22 protein-coding genes are annotated in these 22,979 nt (G+C 63.1%); 10 read left to right on the top strand and 12 right to left on the bottom strand.

The genetic code is table 11. From position 1 onward, the window contains the following. Window positions 1-3: 3 nt before the first annotated feature. Window positions 4-1,158: a toluene efflux RND transporter periplasmic adaptor subunit TtgA gene (gene ttgA / locus ABEH27_RS15920; protein ID WP_346614519.1), complete on the bottom strand. Its 1,155-nt coding sequence runs from the start codon at window positions 1,156-1,158 to the stop codon at window positions 4-6. A 259-nt stretch (window positions 1,159-1,417) separates the two neighbouring features. Between ttgA and ttgR the strand changes: the two genes are divergently transcribed. After that, window positions 1,418-2,050 (top strand): efflux transport transcriptional regulator TtgR, encoded by a 633-nt coding sequence (gene ttgR / locus ABEH27_RS15915; RefSeq protein WP_346614518.1) that lies wholly within the window; start codon window positions 1,418-1,420, stop codon window positions 2,048-2,050. A gap of 59 nt (window positions 2,051-2,109) precedes the next feature. On the opposite strand, the gene ABEH27_RS15910 is transcribed toward ttgR, so the two are convergent. Next, window positions 2,110-3,573 (bottom strand): MDR family MFS transporter, encoded by a 1,464-nt coding sequence (locus tag ABEH27_RS15910; protein ID WP_346614517.1) that lies wholly within the window; start codon window positions 3,571-3,573, stop codon window positions 2,110-2,112. Window positions 3,574-4,027: 454 nt separating this feature from the next. On the opposite strand from ABEH27_RS15910, the gene ABEH27_RS15905 reads away from it, so the two are divergent. Next, the gene (locus ABEH27_RS15905; protein WP_346614516.1) at window positions 4,028-4,897 is read left to right on the top strand and encodes an oxaloacetate decarboxylase; all 870 of its coding nucleotides are present in this window, start codon (window positions 4,028-4,030) and stop codon (window positions 4,895-4,897) included. 20 nt (window positions 4,898-4,917) lie between these two features. On the opposite strand, the gene ABEH27_RS15900 is transcribed toward ABEH27_RS15905, so the two are convergent. Next, window positions 4,918-5,091, bottom strand: coding sequence for a hypothetical protein (locus tag ABEH27_RS15900; protein WP_346614515.1), 174 nt, complete (start codon window positions 5,089-5,091; stop codon window positions 4,918-4,920). A gap of 176 nt (window positions 5,092-5,267) precedes the next feature. Here ABEH27_RS15900 and ABEH27_RS15895 point away from each other — a divergent pair, with 176 nt between their 5' ends. Then, window positions 5,268-5,882: an NAD(P)-dependent oxidoreductase gene (locus ABEH27_RS15895; RefSeq protein ID WP_346614514.1), complete on the top strand. Its 615-nt coding sequence runs from the start codon at window positions 5,268-5,270 to the stop codon at window positions 5,880-5,882. A gap of 9 nt (window positions 5,883-5,891) precedes the next feature. On the opposite strand, the gene ABEH27_RS15890 is transcribed toward ABEH27_RS15895, so the two are convergent. Then, the gene (locus ABEH27_RS15890; protein ID WP_346614513.1) at window positions 5,892-6,767 is read right to left on the bottom strand and encodes a LysR substrate-binding domain-containing protein; all 876 of its coding nucleotides are present in this window, start codon (window positions 6,765-6,767) and stop codon (window positions 5,892-5,894) included. 113 nt (window positions 6,768-6,880) lie between these two features. Between ABEH27_RS15890 and ABEH27_RS15885 the strand changes: the two genes are divergently transcribed. Further along, entirely contained in the window at window positions 6,881-8,518 is a 1,638-nt protein-coding gene (locus tag ABEH27_RS15885; protein WP_346614512.1) for a 5-guanidino-2-oxopentanoate decarboxylase, read from the top strand. Between the two features lie 6 nt (window positions 8,519-8,524). On the opposite strand, the gene ABEH27_RS15880 is transcribed toward ABEH27_RS15885, so the two are convergent. Further along, window positions 8,525-9,445, bottom strand: a complete 921-nt coding sequence (locus ABEH27_RS15880; RefSeq protein WP_346614511.1) for an AraC family transcriptional regulator — start codon at window positions 9,443-9,445, stop codon at window positions 8,525-8,527. 202 nt (window positions 9,446-9,647) lie between these two features. Here ABEH27_RS15880 and ABEH27_RS15875 point away from each other — a divergent pair, with 202 nt between their 5' ends. Together ABEH27_RS15875 and ABEH27_RS15870 are read left to right on the top strand one after the other, a co-directional pair. Next, complete coding sequence (locus ABEH27_RS15875; protein ID WP_346614510.1) at window positions 9,648-9,941, top strand: putative quinol monooxygenase; 294 nt, start codon at window positions 9,648-9,650, stop codon at window positions 9,939-9,941. 56 nt (window positions 9,942-9,997) lie between these two features. Continuing rightward, window positions 9,998-10,231, top strand: a complete 234-nt coding sequence (locus ABEH27_RS15870) for a hypothetical protein (protein WP_346614509.1) — start codon at window positions 9,998-10,000, stop codon at window positions 10,229-10,231. Between the two features lie 13 nt (window positions 10,232-10,244). On the opposite strand, the gene ABEH27_RS15865 is transcribed toward ABEH27_RS15870, so the two are convergent. The 7 genes from ABEH27_RS15865 to bglX form a co-directional block, all read right to left on the bottom strand. Further along, complete coding sequence (locus ABEH27_RS15865; RefSeq protein ID WP_346614508.1) at window positions 10,245-10,850, bottom strand: flavin reductase family protein; 606 nt, start codon at window positions 10,848-10,850, stop codon at window positions 10,245-10,247. A 118-nt stretch (window positions 10,851-10,968) separates the two neighbouring features. Next, window positions 10,969-11,217, bottom strand: a complete 249-nt coding sequence (locus tag ABEH27_RS15860) for a heme utilization protein (RefSeq protein WP_346614507.1) — start codon at window positions 11,215-11,217, stop codon at window positions 10,969-10,971. Window positions 11,218-11,549: 332 nt separating this feature from the next. Then, the gene (locus tag ABEH27_RS15855) at window positions 11,550-12,689 is read right to left on the bottom strand and encodes a Fic family protein (protein WP_346614506.1); all 1,140 of its coding nucleotides are present in this window, start codon (window positions 12,687-12,689) and stop codon (window positions 11,550-11,552) included. A gap of 154 nt (window positions 12,690-12,843) precedes the next feature. Continuing rightward, the gene (locus ABEH27_RS15850; protein ID WP_346614505.1) at window positions 12,844-14,163 is read right to left on the bottom strand and encodes an MFS transporter; all 1,320 of its coding nucleotides are present in this window, start codon (window positions 14,161-14,163) and stop codon (window positions 12,844-12,846) included. A gap of 225 nt (window positions 14,164-14,388) precedes the next feature. Beyond that, complete coding sequence (locus ABEH27_RS15845) at window positions 14,389-15,714, bottom strand: sigma-54 dependent transcriptional regulator (protein ID WP_346614504.1); 1,326 nt, start codon at window positions 15,712-15,714, stop codon at window positions 14,389-14,391. Then, window positions 15,708-17,465 carry an ATP-binding protein gene (locus ABEH27_RS15840; RefSeq protein WP_346614503.1) on the bottom strand — a complete coding sequence of 586 codons (1,758 nt, stop codon included), beginning with the start codon at window positions 17,463-17,465 and terminating at the stop codon, window positions 15,708-15,710. The genes ABEH27_RS15845 and ABEH27_RS15840 overlap by 7 nt, the downstream gene beginning before the upstream one ends. 133 nt (window positions 17,466-17,598) lie before the next feature. After that, window positions 17,599-19,893, bottom strand: coding sequence for a beta-glucosidase BglX (gene bglX / locus ABEH27_RS15835; protein WP_346614502.1), 2,295 nt, complete (start codon window positions 19,891-19,893; stop codon window positions 17,599-17,601). Window positions 19,894-20,080: 187 nt separating this feature from the next. Here bglX and ABEH27_RS15830 point away from each other — a divergent pair, with 187 nt between their 5' ends. From ABEH27_RS15830 to ABEH27_RS15815, 4 genes are all read left to right on the top strand, one after another. After that, the gene (locus ABEH27_RS15830) at window positions 20,081-20,698 is read left to right on the top strand and encodes a TPM domain-containing protein (protein ID WP_346614501.1); all 618 of its coding nucleotides are present in this window, start codon (window positions 20,081-20,083) and stop codon (window positions 20,696-20,698) included. A gap of 99 nt (window positions 20,699-20,797) precedes the next feature. After that, on the top strand, window positions 20,798-22,021 hold the full coding sequence (locus tag ABEH27_RS15825; protein ID WP_346614500.1) for an SAM-dependent methyltransferase: 1,224 nt from the start codon (window positions 20,798-20,800) through the stop codon (window positions 22,019-22,021). 161 nt (window positions 22,022-22,182) lie between these two features. Further along, window positions 22,183-22,461, top strand: a complete 279-nt coding sequence (locus ABEH27_RS15820; RefSeq protein WP_346614499.1) for a hypothetical protein — start codon at window positions 22,183-22,185, stop codon at window positions 22,459-22,461. Between the two features lie 2 nt (window positions 22,462-22,463). Further along, window positions 22,464-22,973 carry a DNA-binding protein gene (locus tag ABEH27_RS15815; protein WP_346614498.1) on the top strand — a complete coding sequence of 170 codons (510 nt, stop codon included), beginning with the start codon at window positions 22,464-22,466 and terminating at the stop codon, window positions 22,971-22,973. The last annotated feature ends 6 nt before the right edge of the window (window positions 22,974-22,979 follow it).

Below are 22,979 nucleotides of genomic sequence, written 5' to 3'. Positions count from 1 at the left end.
GGTTTACTCCGCTTTGGCGTCTGCTTTGGCCGCGTTGGCCTGATCAGGGTTGCCTGGCTTCTTGACGTTGGTGGCATCGCTGACCTTGACCTCGACACCAGGGCGCACGTACTGCAGGCCTTCGGTGATCAGGCGGTCGCCCGGGTTCAGGCCTTCCTCGATCAGCCAGTCGCTGCCCAGGGTGCGGCTGGCCTTGAGCTGGCGCAGTTCGACCTTGTTCTCCTGGTTGACCACCAGCGCGGTTGGTGCACCCTTGAGGTCACGGGTGACGCCTTGCTGCGGGGCCAGGATAGCTTGGCTGTTGACCCCGGCCTTGAGCCGCGCATGCACGAACATGCCTGGCAGCAGGGTGTGGTCCGGGTTGGGGAAAATGGCGCGCAGGGTCACCGAGCCGGTGGTCTCGTCGACCGCAACTTCGGAGAACTCCAGGCGACCTTCCTGTTTGAACAGGCTGCCGTCTTCCAGTACCAACTGAACCGATGCGGTGTTGGCGCCGGACTTCTGCAGTTGGCCGCTTTCCAGCTCACGGCGCAGCTTGAGCAGCTCAGCGGTGGACTGGGTGACGTCGACGTAGATCGGGTCGAGCTGCTGGATGGTGGCCATGGCGTTGGTCTGGCCATTGCTCACCAGTGCGCCTTCGGTGAACGACGAGCGACCGATGCGACCGCTGATCGGCGCCAGTACCTTGGTGTAGCGCAGGTCGATCTGGGCGCTTTTGAGCGACGCATCGGCCTGCAATCGTTTGGCATTGGCGTCGTCGTATTCCTGCTTGGACACCGCCTGTTCGTCGATCAGCTGCTTGTAGCGCTCGGCCAGCGAGCGGGTAGCTTGCAGGTTGGCCTGGGCGTTGGCCAGGTTGGCCTCGTACACGGCAGGGTCGATCTGGTACAGCTGCTGGCCTTCCTTGACCTCGCTGCCTTCCTTGAACAGGCGCTTGAGGATGATGCCATTGACCTGTGGGCGGACTTCAGCGACGCGGAACGCGCTGGTGCGCCCCGGCAGTTCCGAGGTCAAGGTGAAGGCTTGGGGCTGGATGGTCACTACGCCGACCTGAGGAGCCTGTGCTGCGGGCGCGGCTTCTTCTTTCTTGCAGCCACTGAGCAGGGTTGCCAGGGCGACGGCGGAAACCAGAGCGGTAACGGCTGGCTTGAATTGCATGAGGATCCTCGGATCGCTAGAGCTGGGAGATGCTCAAGGGTAATGGAAGAGTCTTGACGGAAAAAATGCTACCAGGTGGATAAATAGCTTACTAACGAATATACTTACATTCATGGTTGTTTGTAAATACCGTTGGGTGGTACTTGGCTACTACCCCAGCCCTTTTATTAGCCAATCCGGGAAGCACCCTGCAGAGGTGTGGCCCCGGCGGATTCCCTGCACGCGACGCGCCTGCGGGCCCAGATGAGGTTGTACTGCCATGGTCCGTCGAACCAAAGAAGAAGCCCAGGAAACCCGCACGCAAATCATCGAGGCAGCGGAAAAGGCCTTCTACAAGCGCGGGGTTGCGCGCACCACCCTGGCGGACATCGCCGAGCTGGCGGGCGTGACTCGGGGTGCGATCTACTGGCATTTCAATAATAAGGCAGAGCTGGTGCAGGCGTTGCTCGACAGCTTGCACGAAACCCATGACCACTTGGCGCGTGCCAGTGAAAGCGAGGACGAAGTCGACCCGCTTGGGTGCATGCGCAAGCTGCTGCTGCAAGTGTTCAACGAGCTGGTGCTGGACGCCCGTACCCGTCGTATCAACGAAATCCTGCATCACAAGTGCGAGTTTACCGATGACATGTGTGAAATTCGCCAGCAGCGCCAGAGCGCTGTACTGGATTGCCACGTGGGCATCAACCTGGCGCTGGCCAATGCCGTACGCCGCGAACAATTGCCGGCCGAGCTGGATGTAGAGCGCGCAGCCGTGGCCCTGTTTGCCTATGTCGATGGCCTGATCGGGCGCTGGTTGTTGCTGCCGGACAGCTTCGAGCTGCTGCGCGATGCCGAAAAATGGGTCGACACCGGGCTGGATATGCTGCGCTTGAGCCCGGCCCTGCGCAAATGACACTTTGTTAAGGATTGTGAGGGAGTGTTTCCCCCTGATGTTAAGGGGGGATTAATACCTCAGGCTGCTCCCTCACGCCCGCGCAATTGCCGGTCCGGTAATGCCAGGGCCGCCACCAGGCCGAGCAACGCCACCGCCGCACTGCCCAGTAACAGATGCCGGAAGGTTGCCAGCAACCGCGCCTGGGTTGCCGGGTCTGCTTCGCCGGCCTGCAGGCTGCCCAGCAACGGGTTACCCTGCAACTCGAAACCGCCTTGGTGCAACAGCGCCAGCAGTAGGCTGGACATGCACGCCACGCCCATCGCCCCGCCCAGTGAGCGGAACAGGTTGGTGGTGCTGGTGGCCACGCCGATGTCCTTGCTGCCCACCGCACTCTGCGTGCCCACCAGCGAGGTCGGGAACTGCAGGCCGCAGGCGATGCCGGTCAGCAGCATGAACACGGCACTGAGCAGGGCCGACTGTGGCGGGGTGATGGCCATGGCGAAGACCGCGACCGGCATCAGCAGCGCGCCGGCGAGGATCTGCGGTTTGTAGCGGCCCGTGATGCTGGTCATGCGCCCGCCGGTAAAGGCCCCTATGGGCAGGCCAATGGCCAAGGGCAGCAGATGCAGCGCTGCACTGTCGGCGCCGGCGCCGGTGATGCCCTGGTAGCGCAGAGGCATCAGCATGGTCAGTGAAATAGACTGGAAGCTGGCGAAGAAAATCACCCCCCAGCACAGCACGGCAACCCGGTTACCGAACAGGCCTAGCGGCAGCAAGGGTTCCTGGCAGCGGCGTTCGTGGGCGATGAACACGGCCGTGCCAAGCCCGGCGCAGGCAAACAGGCCCATGACCGCGGGCGCGGTCCAGGCCTGGCCTTGGCCGACCAGGGTAATGCCCAGCAACAGGCTGCCCAGGCCAACGATCAGCAACACGGCGCCCAGGTAGTCCACCCGTGCTTCGCGGCGTTGCACCGGCAGGCCACTCAAGGCACGGTGGATCGCCCACAGTGCAACCAGGCCCAGCGGCAGGTTGATCCAGAATACCCAGCGCCATGACAGATACTCGGTCAGCCAGCCGCCCAGCACGGGCCCGGCAACGCTTGCTGCGGCGTACATGCTGCTGAAATAGCCCTGGTAGCGGCCCCGCTCACGCGGTGGCACGAAGTCACCGATGATCGCCTGGCTGACCGAGACCATACCGCCCGCGCCGACCCCCTGCAGTACGCGCGCCAGCACCAGCTGCTGCATGTCCTGGGCCAGGGCGCAGGCGATTGAAGCCAGGGTGAACAGGCTGATACCGGTGAGGATCATGCGCCGACGCCCGTACAGATCACCCAGCTTGCCGTAGATCGGCACCGCCACGGTCATCGCCACCATGTACCCGGAGATCACCCACGCCAGCAAGCCGACGTCATTGAACTGCGCGGAGATGGCCGGCAAGGAAACGGCGACGATGGTCTGGTCGAGGGCACCTAGGAAGATGGCCAGCATCAACGCGGTGAGTACGTTGCGCAGGGCGGTGGGGGGCAGGGCAGCTGTCACGGAGCACCTTGTCTAATGGCGGTGACTTTTCCGGCCCCTTCACGGGTAAAGCCGCCGCCGCAGGTTCAGCACTGGCCGTAAGAACAGTGGCGAGCCTGTGGCAGCGGCTTTACCCGCACAGGGGCCGACATGAATAGCCGGATTGTAACCCGACTTAGGTAGCTTCCTATGTACTATCTGCATCCCCTATGCAAGATCGGCATTGGCGCATTCATCCAGTGGTGCATGGCCGCGTGATATCGTGCATGAGCCGCAGGGGCTGAAATCCGGGGCTTGCACCAGCTTGGTGCAGCAAGATGTCGCAGGATTTCGGTGCCGCTGTATCCCACACCTTTTATTCCTCTGCCTGCATGTCGAGCATGACCGCCCAGATGGCGACGGTTGGAACAGGTCAGGTAGACCCGATTCAGGGGTCGGTAGCAACCGTTCAATTTCACGTATAAGCGGAGTGATCATGCCCAGGGCTTCCCACCAAGATTTGCGTTTTGCATTCCGCGAGCTGCTCGCTTCAGGTTCCTGCTACCACACAGCGTCTGTGTTCGACCCGATGTCGGCGCGTATTGCCGCCGACCTGGGTTTCGAGGTTGGAATTCTCGGCGGCTCGGTCGCTTCGTTGCAGGTGCTGGCTGCGCCAGACTTCGCCTTGATCACCCTGAGCGAATTCGTCGAACAGGCTACCCGCATCGGCCGCGTGGCCCAATTGCCGGTGCTCGCCGATGCCGACCATGGCTACGGCAATGCGCTGAATGTGATGCGCACGGTCATCGAGTTGGAGCGCGCCGGCGTGGCTGCGCTGACCATCGAAGACACCCTGCTGCCGGCCCAGTTCGGGCGCAAGTCCACCGACCTGATCCCGGTCGACGAAGGTGTCGGCAAGATCCGTGCAGCCCTGGAAGCACGCGTGGATTCGTCGCTGTCGATCATTGCCCGCACCAACGCCGGGGTGCTCAGCACCGAAGAGATCATCGTGCGCACGCAGAGCTACCAGAAGGCCGGTGCCGACGGTATCTGCATGGTGGGTGTGAAGGACTTCGAACAACTGGAGCAGATTGCCGAGCACCTGACCGTGCCCTTGATGCTGGTGACCTACGCCAACCCCAACCTGCGTGACGACGAGCGCCTGGCGCGCCTGGGCGTGCGTATCGTGGTCGATGGCCACGCCGCGTACTTCGCTGCGATCAAGGCCACTTACGACTGCCTGCGGCTGCAACGCGGCCAGCAGAACAAGTCGGAGAACCTCACCGCCACCGAGCTCTCGCACACCTACACCCAGCCTGAGGACTACATCCGCTGGGCCAAGGAGTACATGAGCGTCGACGAGTGACCGGCGTGGCGCCGTTCAGCTCAACGGACGGCGCTCAAGGTGGCAGTGTGCGGCACGCAATGCGCCTGCTCGCAACTCGCTGCCGCGTTAGGCTGGCTGCGTAGCAGCTCGGCACGCCAGCAGGCGGAGCCGTAAAGCCCGGCAACGGCGGTCAAGGCCATGACAAGGGCGACTCTTCTGGACTTGATACCCATGGTGCTCACCTCCTGTTGCAAAAACAGGTGATACCTCAAGCATAGGCCAACTGCAGGCGGGCGCTTGCCGCCACGGCCTGCTTGCGCGCCAGTTCACAACAAATCTGTCATGGATCGGGCAACTAAGCTGGGGGGAGATCAACTGTTAAGTCTATCCAGCTGAAGGAGTGTTCTTCATGAGCAACATCGCAATCATCGGTGCCACCGGCCGCGCTGGCAGCCAACTGCTGGAAGAAGCCCTGCGCCGGGGGCACAGTGTGCTGGCCATCGCCCGTGACCCTTCAGCACTGCAGGGGCGTGGGGGGGTTACCGTGCAGGCGCTTGATGTCAACGACAGCGCGGCGCTGCAAAAGGCCGTCGCCGGCATGGATGCGGTGCTGAGTGCGGCGCATTTTTCGACCATCGCGCCGCACGCGATCATCGAACCGGTCAAGCGTGCGGGCGTGAAGCGCCTGTTGGTGGTGGGCGGCGCCGGTAGCCTGTTGCTGCCTTCCGGGCATCGGGTCATCGACAGCCCGGATTTCCCCGAGGCTTACAAGGCCGAAGCCAGCGCGGGTGGGCGTTTTCTCGAGGCGCTGCGCCAGGAGCAGAACCTGGACTGGACCTTCCTGTCGCCGTCGGCCGAATTCGTCGAAGGGGAACGCACCGGGCACTACACCTTGGGCAAGGATCATCTGCTGATTGGTGCCGATGGCAAGAGTTGGATCACCTTTGCCGACTTTGCCATCGCCATGATTGATGAACTGGAGAAGCCGGCGCATTCGCGGCAACGCTTCACCGTCGGTTACTGAACCGACCTGTCACTGTTCGGCACGCCCGGCCAGCCAGTCCATCAGCTCGACCAGCCCTGCTGGCAGGCTCTTGGCCTGGCTGACCAGGTAGTAGCCCTTGCCGGTGCTTACCTTCAAGCCGAATGGCATGCACAAGCGCCCGCCGCGCAGGTCATCGCCAATCAGCGCCCAATCGCCAATGGCCACCCCTGTGCCTTGGGACGCCATCGCCATGGCCATGTCCAGGGTCTCGAAATGCTGCTTAGGGCCGTGCAGCTCGAACGACGCGCCGGCCACCTGCAGCCACAGGCGCCAGTCGTGCCCATCCCGTGAGGGGTGCAACAGCATATGGCGCGCCAGGTCTTCAATCTGCTTCAACGGTACAGGGCCTGCCAGCAGCGAGGGTGCACACACGGGCGTCAGCTGCTCATCGAACAGCTTGAGCGCCCGCAGCCCGTGATTGGGCAAGCTGCCATAGACCACCGCCGCATCGAACCCTTCACGGCGAAAGTCCACGCCATGCTGCACGGTGGTGGTCAGCTCCACGGGTACGTCCGGGCGCAGGGCCTGCCATTCCATCAGCCGCGGCAACAACCAGCGCATCACACAAGTTGGCGCCTTGAGCTGCAGGGTAGTGCTGCGCCCACCTACCTCACGCACGCCTTGTTCGATCAGGGCGAATACCTGCTGAACGCGTGGCAACCAGTCCTGCCCCTCACGCGTAAGGGTCAAGCCGCGGGCCTGGCGCTGGAACAAGGCGTAACCCAGGTGTTCTTCCAACCCAGCGATCTGCCGGCTGACGGCGCCTTGGGTGATATGCAACTGCTGAGCGGCACGGGTGAAATTGCAATGCTGCGCGGTGATGAGGAAGGTGTGCAGGGCGGGGAGGGGCGGAAGGCGTTTCATCGTGGCGAGCCATGATTAAGGGACATGGCTAGTATGTGTTTTTTTGCCTTGTGGCGATAGCTGCACGTTGGGTCCAATGCGCACAGATTCCAACAAGATCCAAGGTGAAACCGATGGCAACTTGCGGCGAAGTACTGGTCAAACTCCTCGAAGGCTATGGCGTTGACCATGTTTTCGGTATCCCGGGCGTACATACCGTGGAGCTCTACCGAGGGCTGGCGGGCTCGTCGATCCGCCATATCACGCCACGCCACGAGCAAGGTGCTGGTTTCATGGCTGACGGCTACTCGCGCACACGCGGCAAGCCCGGGGTGTGTTTCATCATCACCGGCCCCGGGATGACCAACATCACCACCGCCATGGGCCAGGCCTACGCAGACTCTATCCCGATGCTGGTGATTTCCAGCGTGCAGTCGCGTGACCAGCTGGGCGGTGGCCGTGGCAAGCTGCACGAGCTGCCCAACCAGAGCGCGTTGGTGGCCGGTGTGGCGGCGTTTTCGCAGACGCTGATGAGCGCCGACGACCTGCCGCAAGTGCTGGCCCGTGCCTTTGCCGTATTCGACGGCGCCCGCCCGCGGCCGGTGCATATCGAAATCCCGCTGGATGTACTGGTTGAGCCTGCCGACCACCTGCTGCCGGGCCGGCCGGTGCGCAGCAGCCGCGCAGGTGCCGCGCCACAGGCCGCGGCGCAGATGGCCGAACGCCTGGCCAAGGCGCGCAAGCCGTTGATCCTCGCAGGGGGTGGTGCGCTGGATGCAGGTGCTGCGCTGGCGGGCCTGGCCGAACATCTGCAAGCCCCGGTGGCGCTGACCATCAATGCCAAGGGCCTGCTGCCTTCCAGCCACCCGCTGCAGATCGGTTCGACCCAGTCGCTGGTCGCCACCCGCGCGCTGGTGGCGGAGGCCGACGTGGTGCTGGCGATCGGTACCGAGCTGGCCGAAACCGACTACGACGTGACATTCAAGGGCGGCTTCGAAATCCCTGGCAGCCTGCTGCGCATCGATATCGACCCGGACCAGACCGTGCGCAATTACCTACCGGAGCTGGCGCTGGTTGCCGATGCAGCGTTGGCGGCGCAGGCGTTGCTCGACTGCTTGCAGGCGCTGCCGCAACCGGCCCGGGATGGTAGCTGGGGGGCTGCACGTGTTCGGCATCTGCGTGATGCGCTGAATGCTGGCTGGGATCAGCCGACCCTCAGCCAGACCCGCCTGCTGACCAGCATCCTGGAGCGTCTGCCCAATGCCATCCTGGTCGGCGATTCGACGCAGCCGGTGTACACCGGCAACCTGACGCTGGACATGGATCAACCACGTCGCTGGTTCAATGCCTCGACCGGCTACGGCACCTTGGGCTATGCACTGCCCGCAGCGATGGGGGCCTGGCTGGGCAGCGCCGAGCAACCGGCCGCGCGTGCACCGGCGGTTTGCCTGATTGGCGATGGTGGGCTGCAGTTCACCCTGCCGGAACTGGCCAGCGCGGTGGAGGCCCAGGTGCCATTGATCGTGCTGCTGTGGAATAACCAGGGCTACGAGGAAATCAAGAAGTACATGGTCAACCGCGCCATCGAGCCGGTCGGGGTGGACATCCATACCCCGGACTTCATCGGCGTGGCCCGTGCCCTGGGCGCTGAGGCCGAAGATGTCGGCGATGTGGCGCAATTGCACGCTGCCCTTGGCCGGGCCGTGGAGCGCAAGGGGCCGACCCTGATTCAGGTTGATCAGAACCGGTGGCAGGCAGCTGTACTGGGCTGAGGATAATCAGCCGGTACTGGCGCGCAACCGCGCAACATCGCGGATCGGTGGCGCACCATACAACCGGCTGTACTCGCGGCTGAACTGGGACGGGCTTTCATACCCTACCCGATACCCCGCCACCGCCGCCTCCAGGCCATCGTTGAGCATCAGCCGGCGCGCCTCCTGCAGGCGCAACTGCTTCTGGTACTGCAACGGGCTCATGGAGGTGACGGCCTTGAACCTGTGGTGCAGGGTCGAGGTGCTGAGGTTGACCTCCCGCGCCAAGTCCTCGATGCGCAGCGGTTGCTGGAAGTTCTGGTTGAGCCAGGTGATGGCCTGGCACACCCGGTGCGTCTGGCTGTTGGCCAGAGCAATCTCGTACAGGCGGTAGCCCTGGGGGCCGCGCAGCAGTCGGTAGAGAATTTCCCGACGGATCAGCGGCGCCAGCATGGCGATGTCACGTGGCGAGTCCAGCAGGCGAATCAACCGCAGCAAGGCGTCGAGCAGTTGCGGGTCAGTCCTTTCCACATAAAGGCCGCGGCCGGAAGGCAGGTTGGGCACCAGCATCGGCCCGCTTTCGGCAATCAGCTGGCTGATCTCGGCCGGGTCGAGGTCCAGGCGCAGGCCGAGGCTCGGGTTTTCCGGGCTGGCATCGAGCCTCGCGCCGCTCAGCGGCAGCGTCACCGACACCACCATGTAGTGCAAAGGGTCGTAAGCGTACTGTTCGTCGCCGAGGAACAAGCTTTTGCTGCCCTGGGCCAGGATGCACAGCGCGGGTTGGGCCAAGGTTGGCACAGAGCGGACATTCTCGGTATAGCGCACCAGGTACAGGTCGTCGATGGCGGACGCCGGGCCGTGAACGTCGCTGGCATGGCGGCCGATCAGCTCGGCCAGCTCTTGGCGCTGCACTTCCAGGGTCGGGTCGATGGACGGGGTGGTGGTCATGATGGCTTTCCTCTACTGACCGACGCAGCATAGGTTTGGGCAATGGCGGGCGCTAGTCGAAAGCTGCACGTCGATTGCCTGATCCTGCACCGCTGCAGGATCAGGCAATCGACGTGCAGTATTGGCCTAACGCGCCGCGCGGGCGCGGCCCTAACCTTGGCAGCCTGGTTTTTCCGTCCGCCTGCTTCAAGGAGATTGTGCAATGGCCCTTTCCCAACCGGTCACCCACTTGGCTTTCATCCGTGCCAGCAGCGGTCGTTCGGCGGAGCTTGGCGCGCGCCTGCGTGACCTGCTCGAGCCGTCGTTGCGCACGCCCGGCTGCCTGAGTTTCACCGTACAGCGCTCGCAAGCCGATGCCGACCTGTGGCTGCTCAGCGGCAGCTGGCGTGACCAGCAGGCAATGAGCGGCTATTTCGCCTCGCCGACCCTGCAGGTGTTTGGCGATCTGGTGCAGGCCCAGGTGGTCAGCAGCCTGGATCTGCATACCTTCGATTGAAAGGCACACGCCACGGGTTAGAATGCCGCCCCTCGATCAATCACGCGGATAGCGACATGGCACGTAGAGAATTCCCGCATTTTGAAGCGGTTTCGGCGATGGTCCCGGTAGACGGCGGTGGCTACAACGCCGCCATCGCAGTCAAGGCTTTGGGCATGGGCGGGGCGCCGCGCTTTCACAAGGTGCTGGAAGGCCAGGTGTTCAAAGGCGCCATTGCGGCCGATGAGGCCGCCTGCGCCGAGCTCGAGCGCCTTCAGGGCGTGGCTGAAGACGGCGAGCTGATCTGGTAACCCGCCCTGTCGATCAAGCCTGCGGCCTGCGCATCTTGAACAGGTTGCCCAGCTCGAAGTAATCCGCCGGCCCACCGCCACGCAGAATCGGCTCGGCGGCGGCGGTGTCGTAGATGCCGTCCTTGAGCAGGTGTTCGGCAATGTGCACCGCCACCACTTCGCCAAGGATCAGCCAGCTTGGCACCAGCTCCTGGTCGGCCCGCTTGAGCTGGACGATCTGGCTCACCTTGCATTCGAACGCCACGGGGCTTTCGCCCACACGTGGCACCTGGACGATGCTCGACGGCGCGGCAGTCAGGCCGCTCAGCTGGAATTCATTCACATCGGCGGGCACTGCAGCGCAGCTCTGGTTCATCTGCTCCGCCAGCGGGCGGGTGGCCAGGTTCCAGACGAACTCACCGGTCTGCTCGATGTTGTTCAGGCTGTCTTTACGCCCGACACTGCAGAACCCGATGATCGGGGGGATGTAGTTGAACGCGTTGAAGAAGGAGTAGGGCGCAAGGTTCAGTTGGCCTTCGCTGCTCTGCGAGGAGATCCAGCCGATCGGGCGCGGGCCGACGATGGCATTGAACGGGTCGTGGGGCAGGCCGTGGCCTTTGGCGGGTTCGTAGTAATACATCTGCGTTGGGCTTGCTGGCCCTACCTCTGGTTGGACGAGGGGCCTAGTGTGCCAAGTCTGCGGCCGCCTGCAAATGATCAAGCCCGGCCAAGGCCGGGCTGGTTGCACGCATCCGTTATCAACTGATGCGGTGGGCGTTGGTGCGGTCGAAACCATCTTCGGCAAAGCGTTGGCCGCCAGTGCGGTCGAAGCCGTCTTCGGCGAAGCGTTGTGCACCTGTGCGGTCAAAACCATCTTCAGCGTAAGTGGCGGTTTGCGTTTGCACCGCAGTGAAGCTGTGGGCGTTGGTGCGGTCGAAGCCATCTTCGGCGAAGGCGCCAGCCGCGAAAACCGAAAGGGCCAGGGTGAGGATCATTTTGTTTTTCATGGTCGTTGCTCCGTTGGATGCGAGAAGTTGTTTGTTTCTATGGATTCAATGCTACGCCAATTAATTTGATTAAAAAGCGCAAAAAATAGCGCTTAAGAATCGAGTTGATAGATGTATATTGGCGTGAGCGTCGCCATTCAGCATTCGGTTTTGGTACCTCTTGAGATACAAGCGCCTCGAGTGCTGAATGCTTTGCCAGCCTCTGCAGGATGCAGACGCTGAATTAATCGGGGGTTAAGAGCAGAAAATCGAGTAGGGTCGTCGGCCGTGATGGGAGGGGTGCTGCTGGTGCGGGTAATGATTGCCAGCTGGTATCAGCTACGTGAACCGCGTCAGGGGTTGGGGATACCCTGGGTATTGATCTGATAACGCGTACTGCGTCCTCCACCGGCTAGTTTCACCAGGCATGCTTTGTCCAGCAGGTCAGTGAGGTGGCGCGTTGCAGTGGCCTTCGACACCTTAGCCACTGCCTGGTATTGCGCTGCATTGATGTCATCTTCGAAACCGCGTGGGCCTCCATCGAGCAACCTGTTCAGTACCTTGACCTGCTCAGGCAGCAAACCGTCAGCGCGGTGCGCATTCCAGAACCGCGCCTTGACCAGTACACGGTCGATACGCAAAAGGGCGTGCTCGAGGCTGCGCAGCAACGTTTCGAGAAACCAGGCCAGCCAATGGGTAATGTCCATCCCACCTTTCTGGCTGTTTTCCAATATGCGGTAATAGCCCGCTCGATCTTCGAGAATGCTCGCCGACATGGCGTAGAAACGAATGGCCTGACGCTCCCCCTGAGCGAGTGCCAAATCAGTCAGGGCACGGGTCAAGCGCCCATTGCCATCGTCGAAGGGATGCAGGGTGACGAACCAGAAATGAGCGATGCCGGCCCGCAGCAACGGATCGAGTTCAACGCTGCTTTGGCTGTTCGCAAACCAGTCGAGAAAGCCTGTTAGCTGGTCTTCAAGGCCAATACGCGGTGGTGCTTCAAAATGTACGGTGGGTTTGTCGAGACGACCGGAGATGACCTGCATCGGTGCTTCGTCGCGCAGTTGGCCAACCAGTATCGGCTTTGACAGGCCATCGTTGCTGTCGGGGAACAAACAGTGGTGCCATGTGAACAGCCGCTGCAGGGTCAGGGGTTGGTCGTATGCCTGCGTCGCATCCAGCATGAGTTCCGCCAGGCCTTCACTTCGCGCATTGGTGGCACCTTGCTCCTTGATGCCAAGACGACGGGCGAGGGAAGAGCGTACTGAGCCAACATTCAGTTGCTCGCCCTCGATGGCAGATGAGGTGACGATATTTTGCAGGAGGGTATCGAGGATATTCTGGCTCTCGCTGAACGCATCGACGGCTCCCATCCTGCCCAGCAGACGGCCTTGAGCCTCTACACAACTGCGCAACAATGGCGCGAGCTGCTCACTCTGCCATTGGAAGTGGGGCCATTTCGGCTGCTGCCAGATCCATCGATGAGCGTTCATGGTTGCCTCGCAATCTATGGTGAGCCGAATAATAACCCTATTCGGCTCATTTTGTGAGCCGAATAGGCTGGATATTTGGCTCAGGATTGGCTAGACAAAAGAAAAAAGGCGCCCGTTGTCCACGAGGCGCCTTTTGTTCAAGCTGGCGGCAGGGTCAGTCAGTCGTAATCCGCGAATGCTGCTTGGTGTCTTTCATAGTCGCGTACACCAACAGCGAACACGCGATGCACGCGGTGACGTACCAGTAGAAACCGCTCTCCATGCCTGCACTCTTGAACCACAGGGCCACGTATTCCGCGGTGCCGCCGAAGATCGAAACGGTCAGCGCGTACGGCAGGCCAACCCCCAGTGCGCGGATTTCGGTGGGGAACAGTTCGGCCTTGACCACGGCGTTGATCGAGGTGTAGCCGCTGACGATGATCAGCGCTGCCATGATCAGGAAGAACGCGCCCCACCAAGTCTGGATGGTGTGCAGGGTGGTGAGGATCGGTACGGTGAACAGCGTGCCGAGTACACCGAAGGCGATCAGGATCGGGCGACGGCCGATCTTGTCCGACAGGCCGCCGATGATCGGCTGCAGGCACATGAACAGGAACAACGTGGCCGCCGAGATGGTGGTGGAGTCACTGATGCTCATGCCCACGGTGTTGACCAGGTACTTCTGCATGTAGGTGGTGTAGGTGTAGAAGGCCAGGGTGCCGCCCATGGTCAGGCCGACCACGGTCATCAGTTCCTTGGGGTGGCGCAGCAGGGTGCGCATCAGGCTTTCCTTGGCCTTTTCCTTCTTGGTGAACGAGGCGGTTTCTTCCATGCCACGGCGCAGGTACAGGGCGACCACTGCGCACAGCGCGCCGATCACGAACGGTACACGCCAGCCCCAGGCATACAGCTGCTCGGTGGTCAGCGTCTGCTGCAGGACAATCAGCACCGCCAGGGCGATGAGCTGGCCGGAGATCAGGGTCACATACTGGAAGCTGGAGAAGAAGCCGCGGCGCTCCTTGCTGGCCATCTCGCTCAGGTAGGTGGCCGAGGTGCCGTATTCACCACCCACCGACAGGCCCTGCAGCAGGCGGGCGACCACCAGCAGCACCGGCGCGGCGACGCCGATGGTTTCATAACCTGGGGTCAGGGCGATGACGAGGGAGCCGGCGCACATCAGCAGGACCGAGGCCATCAGTGCGGCCTTGCGCCCCTTGCGGTCGGCATAAAGGCCCATCAGCCACCCACCGATCGGGCGCATGAGGAAGCCCACGGCAAAGATGGCGGCGGTGTTGAGCAGTTGTGCGGTGGAGTCGCCGGCAGGGAAGAACGCTTTGGCGAAGTACAGCGAGAACGCGGCGTAGACGTACCAATCGTACCATTCGACCATGTTGCCGATGGAGCCGCTGAAAATCGACTTGAGGCGGCTGGCGGTGGTTTTTTCTGCGGCGGGCGCGACGGCCGCCCCGGTTGGCAGGGAGGTGGCGTTATCCATCAGGGATACCTTCTCGTTGTTTTTGTGGAGCGCGCCTGAGGCGCTGCTTGCCAGAACGATTGCAGAAGGTGTGCCAAATGGGTGCGGCATGATCCAAATGGGGGCATAGAGCGTGCGGCCGCTGGCGTGCCGGTGATTGACTGGTCAGCGGCTTATCGTGTCGTGATGACCTGGGTGAGCGGATTTCCGCTTATCGATTGGTTTTGATCGGCAATAATCCGCTCATCAGAGAAAGTCCTCACGCACCAGGCCGTGCCGCTGCATCTTCTCATTCAGCGTACGCCTGGGTAGCTGCAACGCCTCCATCACCGCCTTGATCTCGCCAGCATGCTGGCGCAAGGCTGCCCGCAGGCACTGTGCCTCGAACGCCTCCATCTGCTCGCCCAGCGATTGCCCGGCCGGTGCTGCCTCGATGCTGGGTGACCCCAGGCCCAAGGCATGGCGCTCGGCCGCGTTGGCAAGCTCACGTACGTTGCCAGGCCAGTCATGGGTCAGCAATTGCGCCAACTGCGTCGCCGACAGCGGCGGGGCTGTGCGGCTCAGCTTCTCGGCTGCAGCGTGGGCGAAATGCTCGAACAGCAACGGGATGTCTTCACGCCGTTCGCGCAGCGGCGCCAAGCGCAATTCCGCGACATTCAGCCTATAGGCCAGGTCTTCGCGAAAACGCCCGGCGCGGGCTTCTTCAAGCAGGTCGGGCTTGGTGGCGGCGATGATCCGCAGGTCGACACTGATGCTCTGGTTGGCCCCCAGCCGTTCCAGCTTCTGCTCCTGGATCACCCGTAGCAGCTTGGCCTGTTGGGCCAGCGGCATGCTTTCGATTTCGTCGAGGAACACCGTACCGCCATTGGCATACTCCAGCTTGCCGATGCGCTTGCCCTGGGCCCCGGTAAAGGCGCCGCTCTCGTGGCCGAACAGCTCGGCTTCGAACAGCGATTCCGGGATCGCTGCGCAGTTGAGCGCGACGAAGGGTTTGCCTGAACGCGGGCCGAAGTCGTGCAGGCAGCGCGCCACACGCTCTTTGCCACTGCCGGTTTCGCCGCGGATCAGCACATTGACCGGCAGGCTGGCCAGGTCGAGCACCTGCCGGCGCAGTTGCTGCAGGCCTTGCGACATGCCCAGCAGCGCGGCTTCCAGGCGTGACTTCAGGTCAGCCTGCTCATGCAGGCGGCGGTTCTCCAGCACCAGTTGGCGTTTCTCCAGGCCGCGGCGCAGGCTGCCCAGCAGATGCTGCAGCGTGAAGGGCTTTTCGAGAAAGTCATAGGCGCCGTTACGCATGGCCTCGACGGCCATCGGCACATCGCCATGGCCGGTCAGCAGGATTACCGGCAGGTCCGGGTCATCGGCCTGCAGGCGCTCCAGCAACTGCATGCCACCCATGCCCGGCATGCGCACATCGCTGATGACGACGCCTGGAAAGTGCCGGGGCAGGTGAGCCAGGCATTCCTCGGCGCGCGCGAACAACTGCACGCTGAACCCGGACAGGTTCAGCCATTGCTCGACTGCACTGCGGATGCTCGCCTCATCATCGACGACGATCACTGAATTCAACATACAGGCTCCAGGTCACGGGGTAGGGTGAAGCTCAGGCGCGCGCCGCCCGGCAGGTTCTCTGCCTGCAGCTGGCCGCCAGCCTCGTGAATGATGCCATAGGAAATTGCCAGGCCCAGACCGAGCCCTTCACCCACCGGCTTGGTGGTGAAGAAGGGGTCGAAGACCTTGGCCAGATGGGTGTCGGCAATCCCCCCGCCAGAGTCGAGGACGCTAAGGCGCCATTGATCCTGTTCGGGTTCGATGCGGATTTCCAGGCGTTTGTAGCGTTTGTCGGCCATGGCGTCGAGGGCGTTGCGCAGCAGGTTGATCAGCACTTGCTCCAGGCGGATCGCATCGCCCCGCACCCAGGCGGGGCGTGCCAGGTACAGGGCCACGTCGACCTCGTCGCTGCGCAAGCGCGTATCCAGCAGGTGCAGTGCCTGATCGACCACGGTCGCCAGGTCCAGCCGTTCGCGCAGGCCGACCGGGCTGTTGCGGGCGAACGTCTTCAGATGGCTGGTGAGCGCGGCCATGCGTGTGAGCATCTGCTCCAGCGGCTCCAGTGCCAGGCGCGCTTCGTCGTAGCGGCCGTGGTCGAGCAGCAGGCGCAGGGTTTCCAGCTGCATGCGTTGGGTGGTCAGCGGCTGGTTGATCTCGTGGGCCATGGCCGCAGACATTTGCCCAAGCGCAGCCAACTTGGCCGACTGCACCAGGCCTTCCTGTGCGGTGCGCAGTTCGCGAGTACGCTCCTCGACCTGGCGCTTGAGTTCTTCACGGCTGCGCTGGCGCAGGCGGGCCAGGCGCAGGCGCTGGCTGACGAACAGCGCGGCGAACACCAGGCTCAGCCATACGGCGGCGGCGCCCAGCCCAGCGTTGCGCCCGGCAGCGCTGACCTGCGGTTTGCGCAACAGATGCAGGGTCCAGGCCTCACCCGCCAGCGGCAGGCTCTCCCACAGGTACTCGGCAGTGCCGGCCGGGCCCTGCACCCGGCTCAGGTGGCTGTTTTCGGCAAAGCGGGTGAGGACCTGATGCTGCAAGGGCACCAGCGGTTGCTTGTCGTATTGACGCGTTTCGGCCAGTTCGGCGCGGTCGGCGCCGCTCAGCGGTTGCAGCTCGCGGTAGCGCCAGCCGTCCTGGTTGGCGATGAAGGTGATGCCGCGCGCGTCGCTGACCAGCAACACATCACTGCCCTGGCGCCACTCGCGCTCCAGTTCGGGAAACTCCAGCTTGACCACCATGGCCCCGAGGAAGCGCCCCTGTTCGTCGGTGACGGCGCTGGACAGGAAGTAACCCGGTACGCCGCTGGTCACGCCGACCGCATAGAAGCGGCCGCTGCCCTGGCTGCGGGTTTGCTTGAAGTAGGGGCGAAAGCCGTAGTTTGAACCGACGTAGGTAGTGGGCAGGCGCCAGTTGCTGGCGGCGATGGCCAGGCCGGTACGGTCGAGCAATTCGAGGGTGGAGGAATTGGCCGCGCCATTGATGCGTTCGAGTTTGCGGTTTAGGGCGTCCTGCATGGCGTCGTCGACCGGCCCACGCAGTGCCTGGATCAGCTCCGGGTCCAAGGCCAGCACGGCGGGCAGGGCGCGGTAGCGGTCGATCAAGGTATGCAGGGCCGTGGCGTACAACCCCAGCTGCTGGCTGGCGCGGCGGGCGTCGTCCTCCATGGCCTGGCGCTTGGCCTGATGCATGGCCCAGCCCGCGCTGAGCGCAGTGCCGGCCACAATCAGCAGGATGATCAGCCCCAGACGCAGGGCGCGAAAGGAAAAGGGCATGGGGCAGATCCGGATGATTGAGTGGCGGGTAGGGCCCTATCGCCGGCAAGCCGGCTCCTACAGGTACTGCGCTCGGCATGGCGCAGTGGAAGTCCTGTGGGGGCCGGCTTGCCGGCGAAAGGGCCAGTGCGGCTTACAACAATTCGAAGCTCTGCTGCTGTACAGCTTGGGAATCCAGCCCGACCTGAACATTGAACTCGCCAGGCTCGGCGACCCGCTGCAGCTGCCCATTGTAGAACTTCAGGTCTTCCTCGCTGATGCGGAAGGTCACGGTTCGCGACTCGCCAGCCTTGAGCAGCAGTTTCTGGAAGTTCTTCAGTTCCTTGACCGGGCGGCTCATGGAGCCCGCGACATCCTGCAGGTACAACTGCACCACGGTCTCGCCATCGAGCTTGCCGGTGTTCTTCACCGTCACCTTGGCCTCAAGCGTGTTACCGCGCTTGAGGTCCTTGCCCGACAGGGTCAACCCCGACAGCTCGAAGCTGCTGTAGCTCAGGCCATAACCGAACGGGTACAGCGGGCCGTTTGGCTCCTCGAAATACTGCGAGGTGTAGTTGCCTGGCTTGCCCGGCGTGAACGGCCGGCCGATGCGCGTGTGGTTGTAGTACATCGGGATCTGCCCGACCGAGCGCGGGAAGGTGATGGCCAGCTTGCCCGACGGGTTGTAGTCGCCGAACAGCACGTCGGCGATGGCGTTGCCGCCCTCTGTACCGGCGAACCAGGTTTCGAGGATGGCGTCAGCCTGCTCACGCTCCCAGGCAATCGACAGCGGGCGGCCGTTCATCAATACCAGCACCAGCGGCTTGCCGGTGGCCTTCAAGGCCTTGATCAGCTCGCGCTGGCTGGCCGGGATCTCCAGCGTGGTGCGGCTGGACGACTCGTGGGACATACCGCGGGACTCACCCACTACGGCCACCACCACATCGGACTGTTTCGCAGCCTTGACCGCTTCGTCGATCAGCACCGCTGCCGGGCGCGGGTCATCGACGATTTCCGGGGCATCGAAGTTGAGGAAGTTCAGGTAATCGAGAATCGCCTTGTCGCCGGTGACGTTGGAACCTTTGGCGTAGACCAGCTTGGCCTTGCCCTCGACAGCGCGGCGCAGGCCTTCGCGTACGGTGACCGAGTGCATCGGCTTACCGTCGGCAGCCCAGCTGCCCATCATGTCGATCGGTGCATCGGCCAGCGGGCCGACCAGGGCGATGGTGCCAGCTTTCTTCAGCGGCAGGGTCTGCTGGCGGTTTTCCAGCAGCACCAGGCTGCGGCGGGCCACGTCGCGGGCTGCATCACGGTGCAGTCGGTCTTCGCTGTAGTAGTCCTTGAGGTCGGTTTCGGCCTTGCCGATGCGCACGTAGGGGTCCTTGAACAGGCCCATCTCGTACTTGGCTCCCAGCACTTCGCGCACGGCCTGGTCCAGTTCACCCTGGGTCACTTCGCCGGTCTTGAGCAGCCCTGGCAGCTCTTCGCCATACAGGGTGTCGTTCATGCTCATGTCGATGCCGGCCTTGATCGCCAGCTTGGCGGCCTCGCGGCCGTCGCGCGCGACGCCATGGCGGATCAGCTCCTGGATGGCGCCGTGGTCGCTGATGGTCACGCCCTTGAAGCCCCACTCCTTGCGCAGCAGGTCGTTCATCAGCCAGGTGTTGGAGGTGGCCGGCACGCCGTTGATCGAGTTCAGCGCCACCATCACCCCGCCGGCACCGGCGTCCAGCGCGGCGCGGTAAGGCGGCAGGTAGTCGTTGTACATCTTCGGCAGGCTCATATCGACCGTGTTGTAGTCGCGCCCGCCTTCCACTGCGCCATACAGGGCGAAGTGCTTGACGATGGCCATGATGCTGTCGGCGTTGGCCGGGCTGCTGCCCTGGAACGAGCGGACCATTACCTGGCCGATCTTCGAGGTGAGGTAGGTGTCCTCGCCAAAGCCCTCGCTGGTGCGGCCCCAGCGTGGGTCGCGGGCGATGTCGACCATCGGCGCGAAGGTCATGTCCAGGGCGTCGGCGGAGGCCTCGATGGCCGAGGTGCGGCCGACCTTGGCGATGGCGTCCATGTCCCAGGTAGCGGCCAGCCCCAGGCCGATCGGGAAGATGGTGCGTTCGCCGTGGATGGTGTCGTAGGCGAAGAACATCGGGATCTTCAGGCGGCTGCGCATGGCGGCGTCCTGCATCGGCCGGTTCTCGGGGGCGGTGCGCGAGTTGAAGGTGCCGCCGATGCGCCCGGCGGCGATTTCTTCACGGATCTTCTCGTGCGGCATCTCCGGGCCGATGCTGATCAGGCGCAGCTGGCCGATCTTTTCGGCTTCGGTCATCTGGCTGATCAGGTGCTCGATGAACGCCTGCTTGTCTTGCAGGGGCGGGGCGGTTTGGGCGGCAAGGGCCGCCTGACTGGCAAGGCCCATCATGGCCAGGCCCAGCAAAGACAGTTTCATCATGAATTCCGTTGTCGGGGCCTGTGCCGTATCCACGGTGATACGTGCGCGGCCGAAGTTTTCAGGCGGCTATTGTTGTACGATTCACGGGCATTAATTCCAGCGGCGGATTATGCCTGAATATGTCGCTCGCTGAGGAACACCCGAACGCCGGGACAACAACAATAAGAACGATCGAGAGACCGAAGGCATGACCCCCCTCAACGAATACCAGCAGCGCCAGATCGCCGAGGCCATTGCCCGCGTGGAGCGGCGCACCGATGCCGAGCTGGTGACCGTGCTGGCGCGCCGCGCCGATGACTATGCCTACCTGCCGCTGCTCTGGGCCGCCGTGCTGGCCCTGGCCGTGCCAGGGCTGTGTCACCTGCTGCTGGGCTGGCCGGGTGTGCGCGGCCTGCTGGTGGCGAATGTGTTGCTGTTCTTTGGCTTGTGTGTGCTGCTGCGCAACCCGCGCCTGGCCGCCTGGCTGATCCCGCGCGCGCTGCGCCGCTGGCGGGCATCGCGCCTGGCCCGGCAACAGTTTCGCGAACAGAACCTGCAGCGCACTGCCGCCGGCACCGGGGTGCTGATCTTTGTCGCCGAGGCTGAGCGGCATGTGGAGATCCTCGTCGATCAAGGCATCGATCGCCATCTGGATGCCAAGGCCCGTGCGGTCATCGTTGCCCGTTTTGCCGAGCAGGTACGCCAGGGCCGCACCTTGCAGGGCTTTGTCGAGTGTATCGAGGCCTGCGGTGAGCGGCTGTGCGAGCACGTGCCGCGCACCCATGCACGCAACGAGTTGCCCAACCGCCTGGTCGTCCTCGACTGAGCCACGCCCATCGCGAAAACCTTCGCCTGAGGCGGCCATCGACGTAGAATGCGCGGCATCGCGCAACGCGCTTCCCGCTACCCGAGGCACCTGTTTTCCATGTCCGCCAATCCTTCCGCTTCTTCCGCGCCGGATGCGCGCGCCCAGTTTCTCGACCTGCTGAGCGCTGCCTTGCACGGCAACGCCCTGGTCAAGCTGGTGCTGGCGCGCCACGTTGGTGCCGACCCGACCTTGCAGCGGATCATCGCCAAACCGGTGCAGGTGAAGGGGCAGCCGAACCTGTCGCTGGTGTACCGCCACCAGACCCGCGACATCACCCGCAACCTGCCGCTGGACCAAGCCCTGGCGCTGGTTGCCGAACTGCTGCCGGCAAGCTTTCGCAATGCCCACCTGTTCGATGCCGAGGGGGAGCAGCAGCTGACTTTCAGCAAGAAGGGCAAGCCGATGCTCCAGCGTCACGGTGCCCAGGCGCCCCGCGAGGCGGTCACCAGCACCGGCCACGACCGTGAGAAAAAACGCCACCTGGAGTTGTCACGGCCCTTCCTGCGCGACCTTGGGGTGACCGACGCGCAAGGCGCGCTGATCCCCTCCATGTCGCGCAAGTGGAAGCAGATCAACAAGTTCATCGAAGTCTTCGAACATGCCCTGGCCAATGCGCCTGTGCCTGCAGAGCAGGCGTTGCGGGTGGCCGACTTCGGCTCCGGCAAGGGTTACCTGACCTTTGCCATGCATGACTACCTGCGCAACACCCTGGGTCGTGAAGCTCAGGTGACGGGCGTAGAGTTGCGCCAGGACATGGTCGACCTGTGCAACGCCGCAGCTTCGCGCCTGGAGCACCCGGGCCTGGAGTTCCAGTGCGGTGACGTGCGCAGCGTGGTGCCCGAGGCCATCGAGGTGATGATCGCCCTGCATGCCTGCGACATCGCCACCGATTACGCGATCCATACCGGCATACGCTGCAATGCCGCGATCATCATGTGCTCACCGTGCTGCCACAAACAGATCCGCCCGCAACTGCACAGCCCGGGGCTGCTGCAGCCGATGCTGCAATACGGGCTACACCTGGGCCAGCAGGCCGAGATGCTGACCGACAGCTTGCGCGCCTTGTACCTGGAGGCTTGTGGTTACGAGACCAAGGTGTTCGAGTTCATCTCGTTGGAGCACACCAACAAGAACAAGATGATTCTTGCGGTGAAGCGTAAGCAGCCGGTGGAGGCGGGGGCGTTGCTGGAGAAGATCGCGCAGCTGAAAGCGTTTTATGGCGTGCAGGAGCATTGCCTGGAGACGTTGTTGCGGGGGGATGGTTTGATCGCCGGGCAATGAACGTGTGCTGGGCATCATTCCCAACAGTGCGTAGGACAATTCCCAAGCGCATCAAGCGGCTGATTTGAGCGTCAAGAGACCTGTAGTGTGGTCGACACCAAAACCGTACCTGGTTGTCATTTGACAACCTTGAGGTCCGAGCCCACACTGGAGAAGATTTGATGTCACGGCCGGTTCATGCCAAGAAAGAGGTCGAGCAGGCCTTGAGGCACGCTGAGTCACAGGGATGGCGGATCGTTGTGGGGGGCGGGCACTGTTGGGGAAAGATGTACTGCCCGTTCAACGATGCCGATTGCCGGTGCGGGGAGCGTTGCATTACCAGTGTCTGGAGCACCCCGAAGAATCCTGGCAATTTTGCGCGCCAGCTAAAGCGTGTAGTGGACCATTGCACAGGCAGCAGTGAAACCGATACCGCAGCGAAGGGTGGTGAGGAGCAGTAGCGATGGAATACGAGTTTACCCTCAAGTACCAATTGGTCGAGGACGAAGATATCGATGCGCTCCTGGAGCGCCTGGCCGAGGCAGGTTGTGATGACGCGCTGGTCGGGATCGGCCAGCCGGGGCGCCTTTCGCTTGAATTTGTACGGGAATCTGCTGGCGCGAACGAGGCAATCGAAGGCGCTCTCAGGGATGTCCGTACGGCAGTGCCTGGCGCACGACTGATCGAGGCCACGCCAGACCTTGTCGGCCTGACCGATGTGGCAGAGATCGTCGGTGTATCGCGTCAGAACATGCGCAAGCTGATGCTCGCGCATGTTCACAGTTTCCCGGCTCCCATACATGAAGGCAGCACTTCGCTGTGGCATCTCGCAGACGTCCTGGCCTGGTTGCTGGCCCGAGGGAGTTACACCATCGGCCAAGAGACGCTGGACCTGGCTCGGGTTGCGATGGCCGTCAATGTGTCAACCGCACATGCACGGTTAGTCAAAAGTCCCACGGCTTTCGCTCATTGAAGTTGC

The organism is Pseudomonas sp. P39-UII1 (genome assembly GCF_039672635.1).
Taxonomy (GTDB): domain Bacteria; phylum Pseudomonadota; class Gammaproteobacteria; order Pseudomonadales; family Pseudomonadaceae; genus Aquipseudomonas.
Note: the sequence above shows the minus strand (reverse complement) of the source record. Positions and strands in the feature narration are given on the sequence as shown.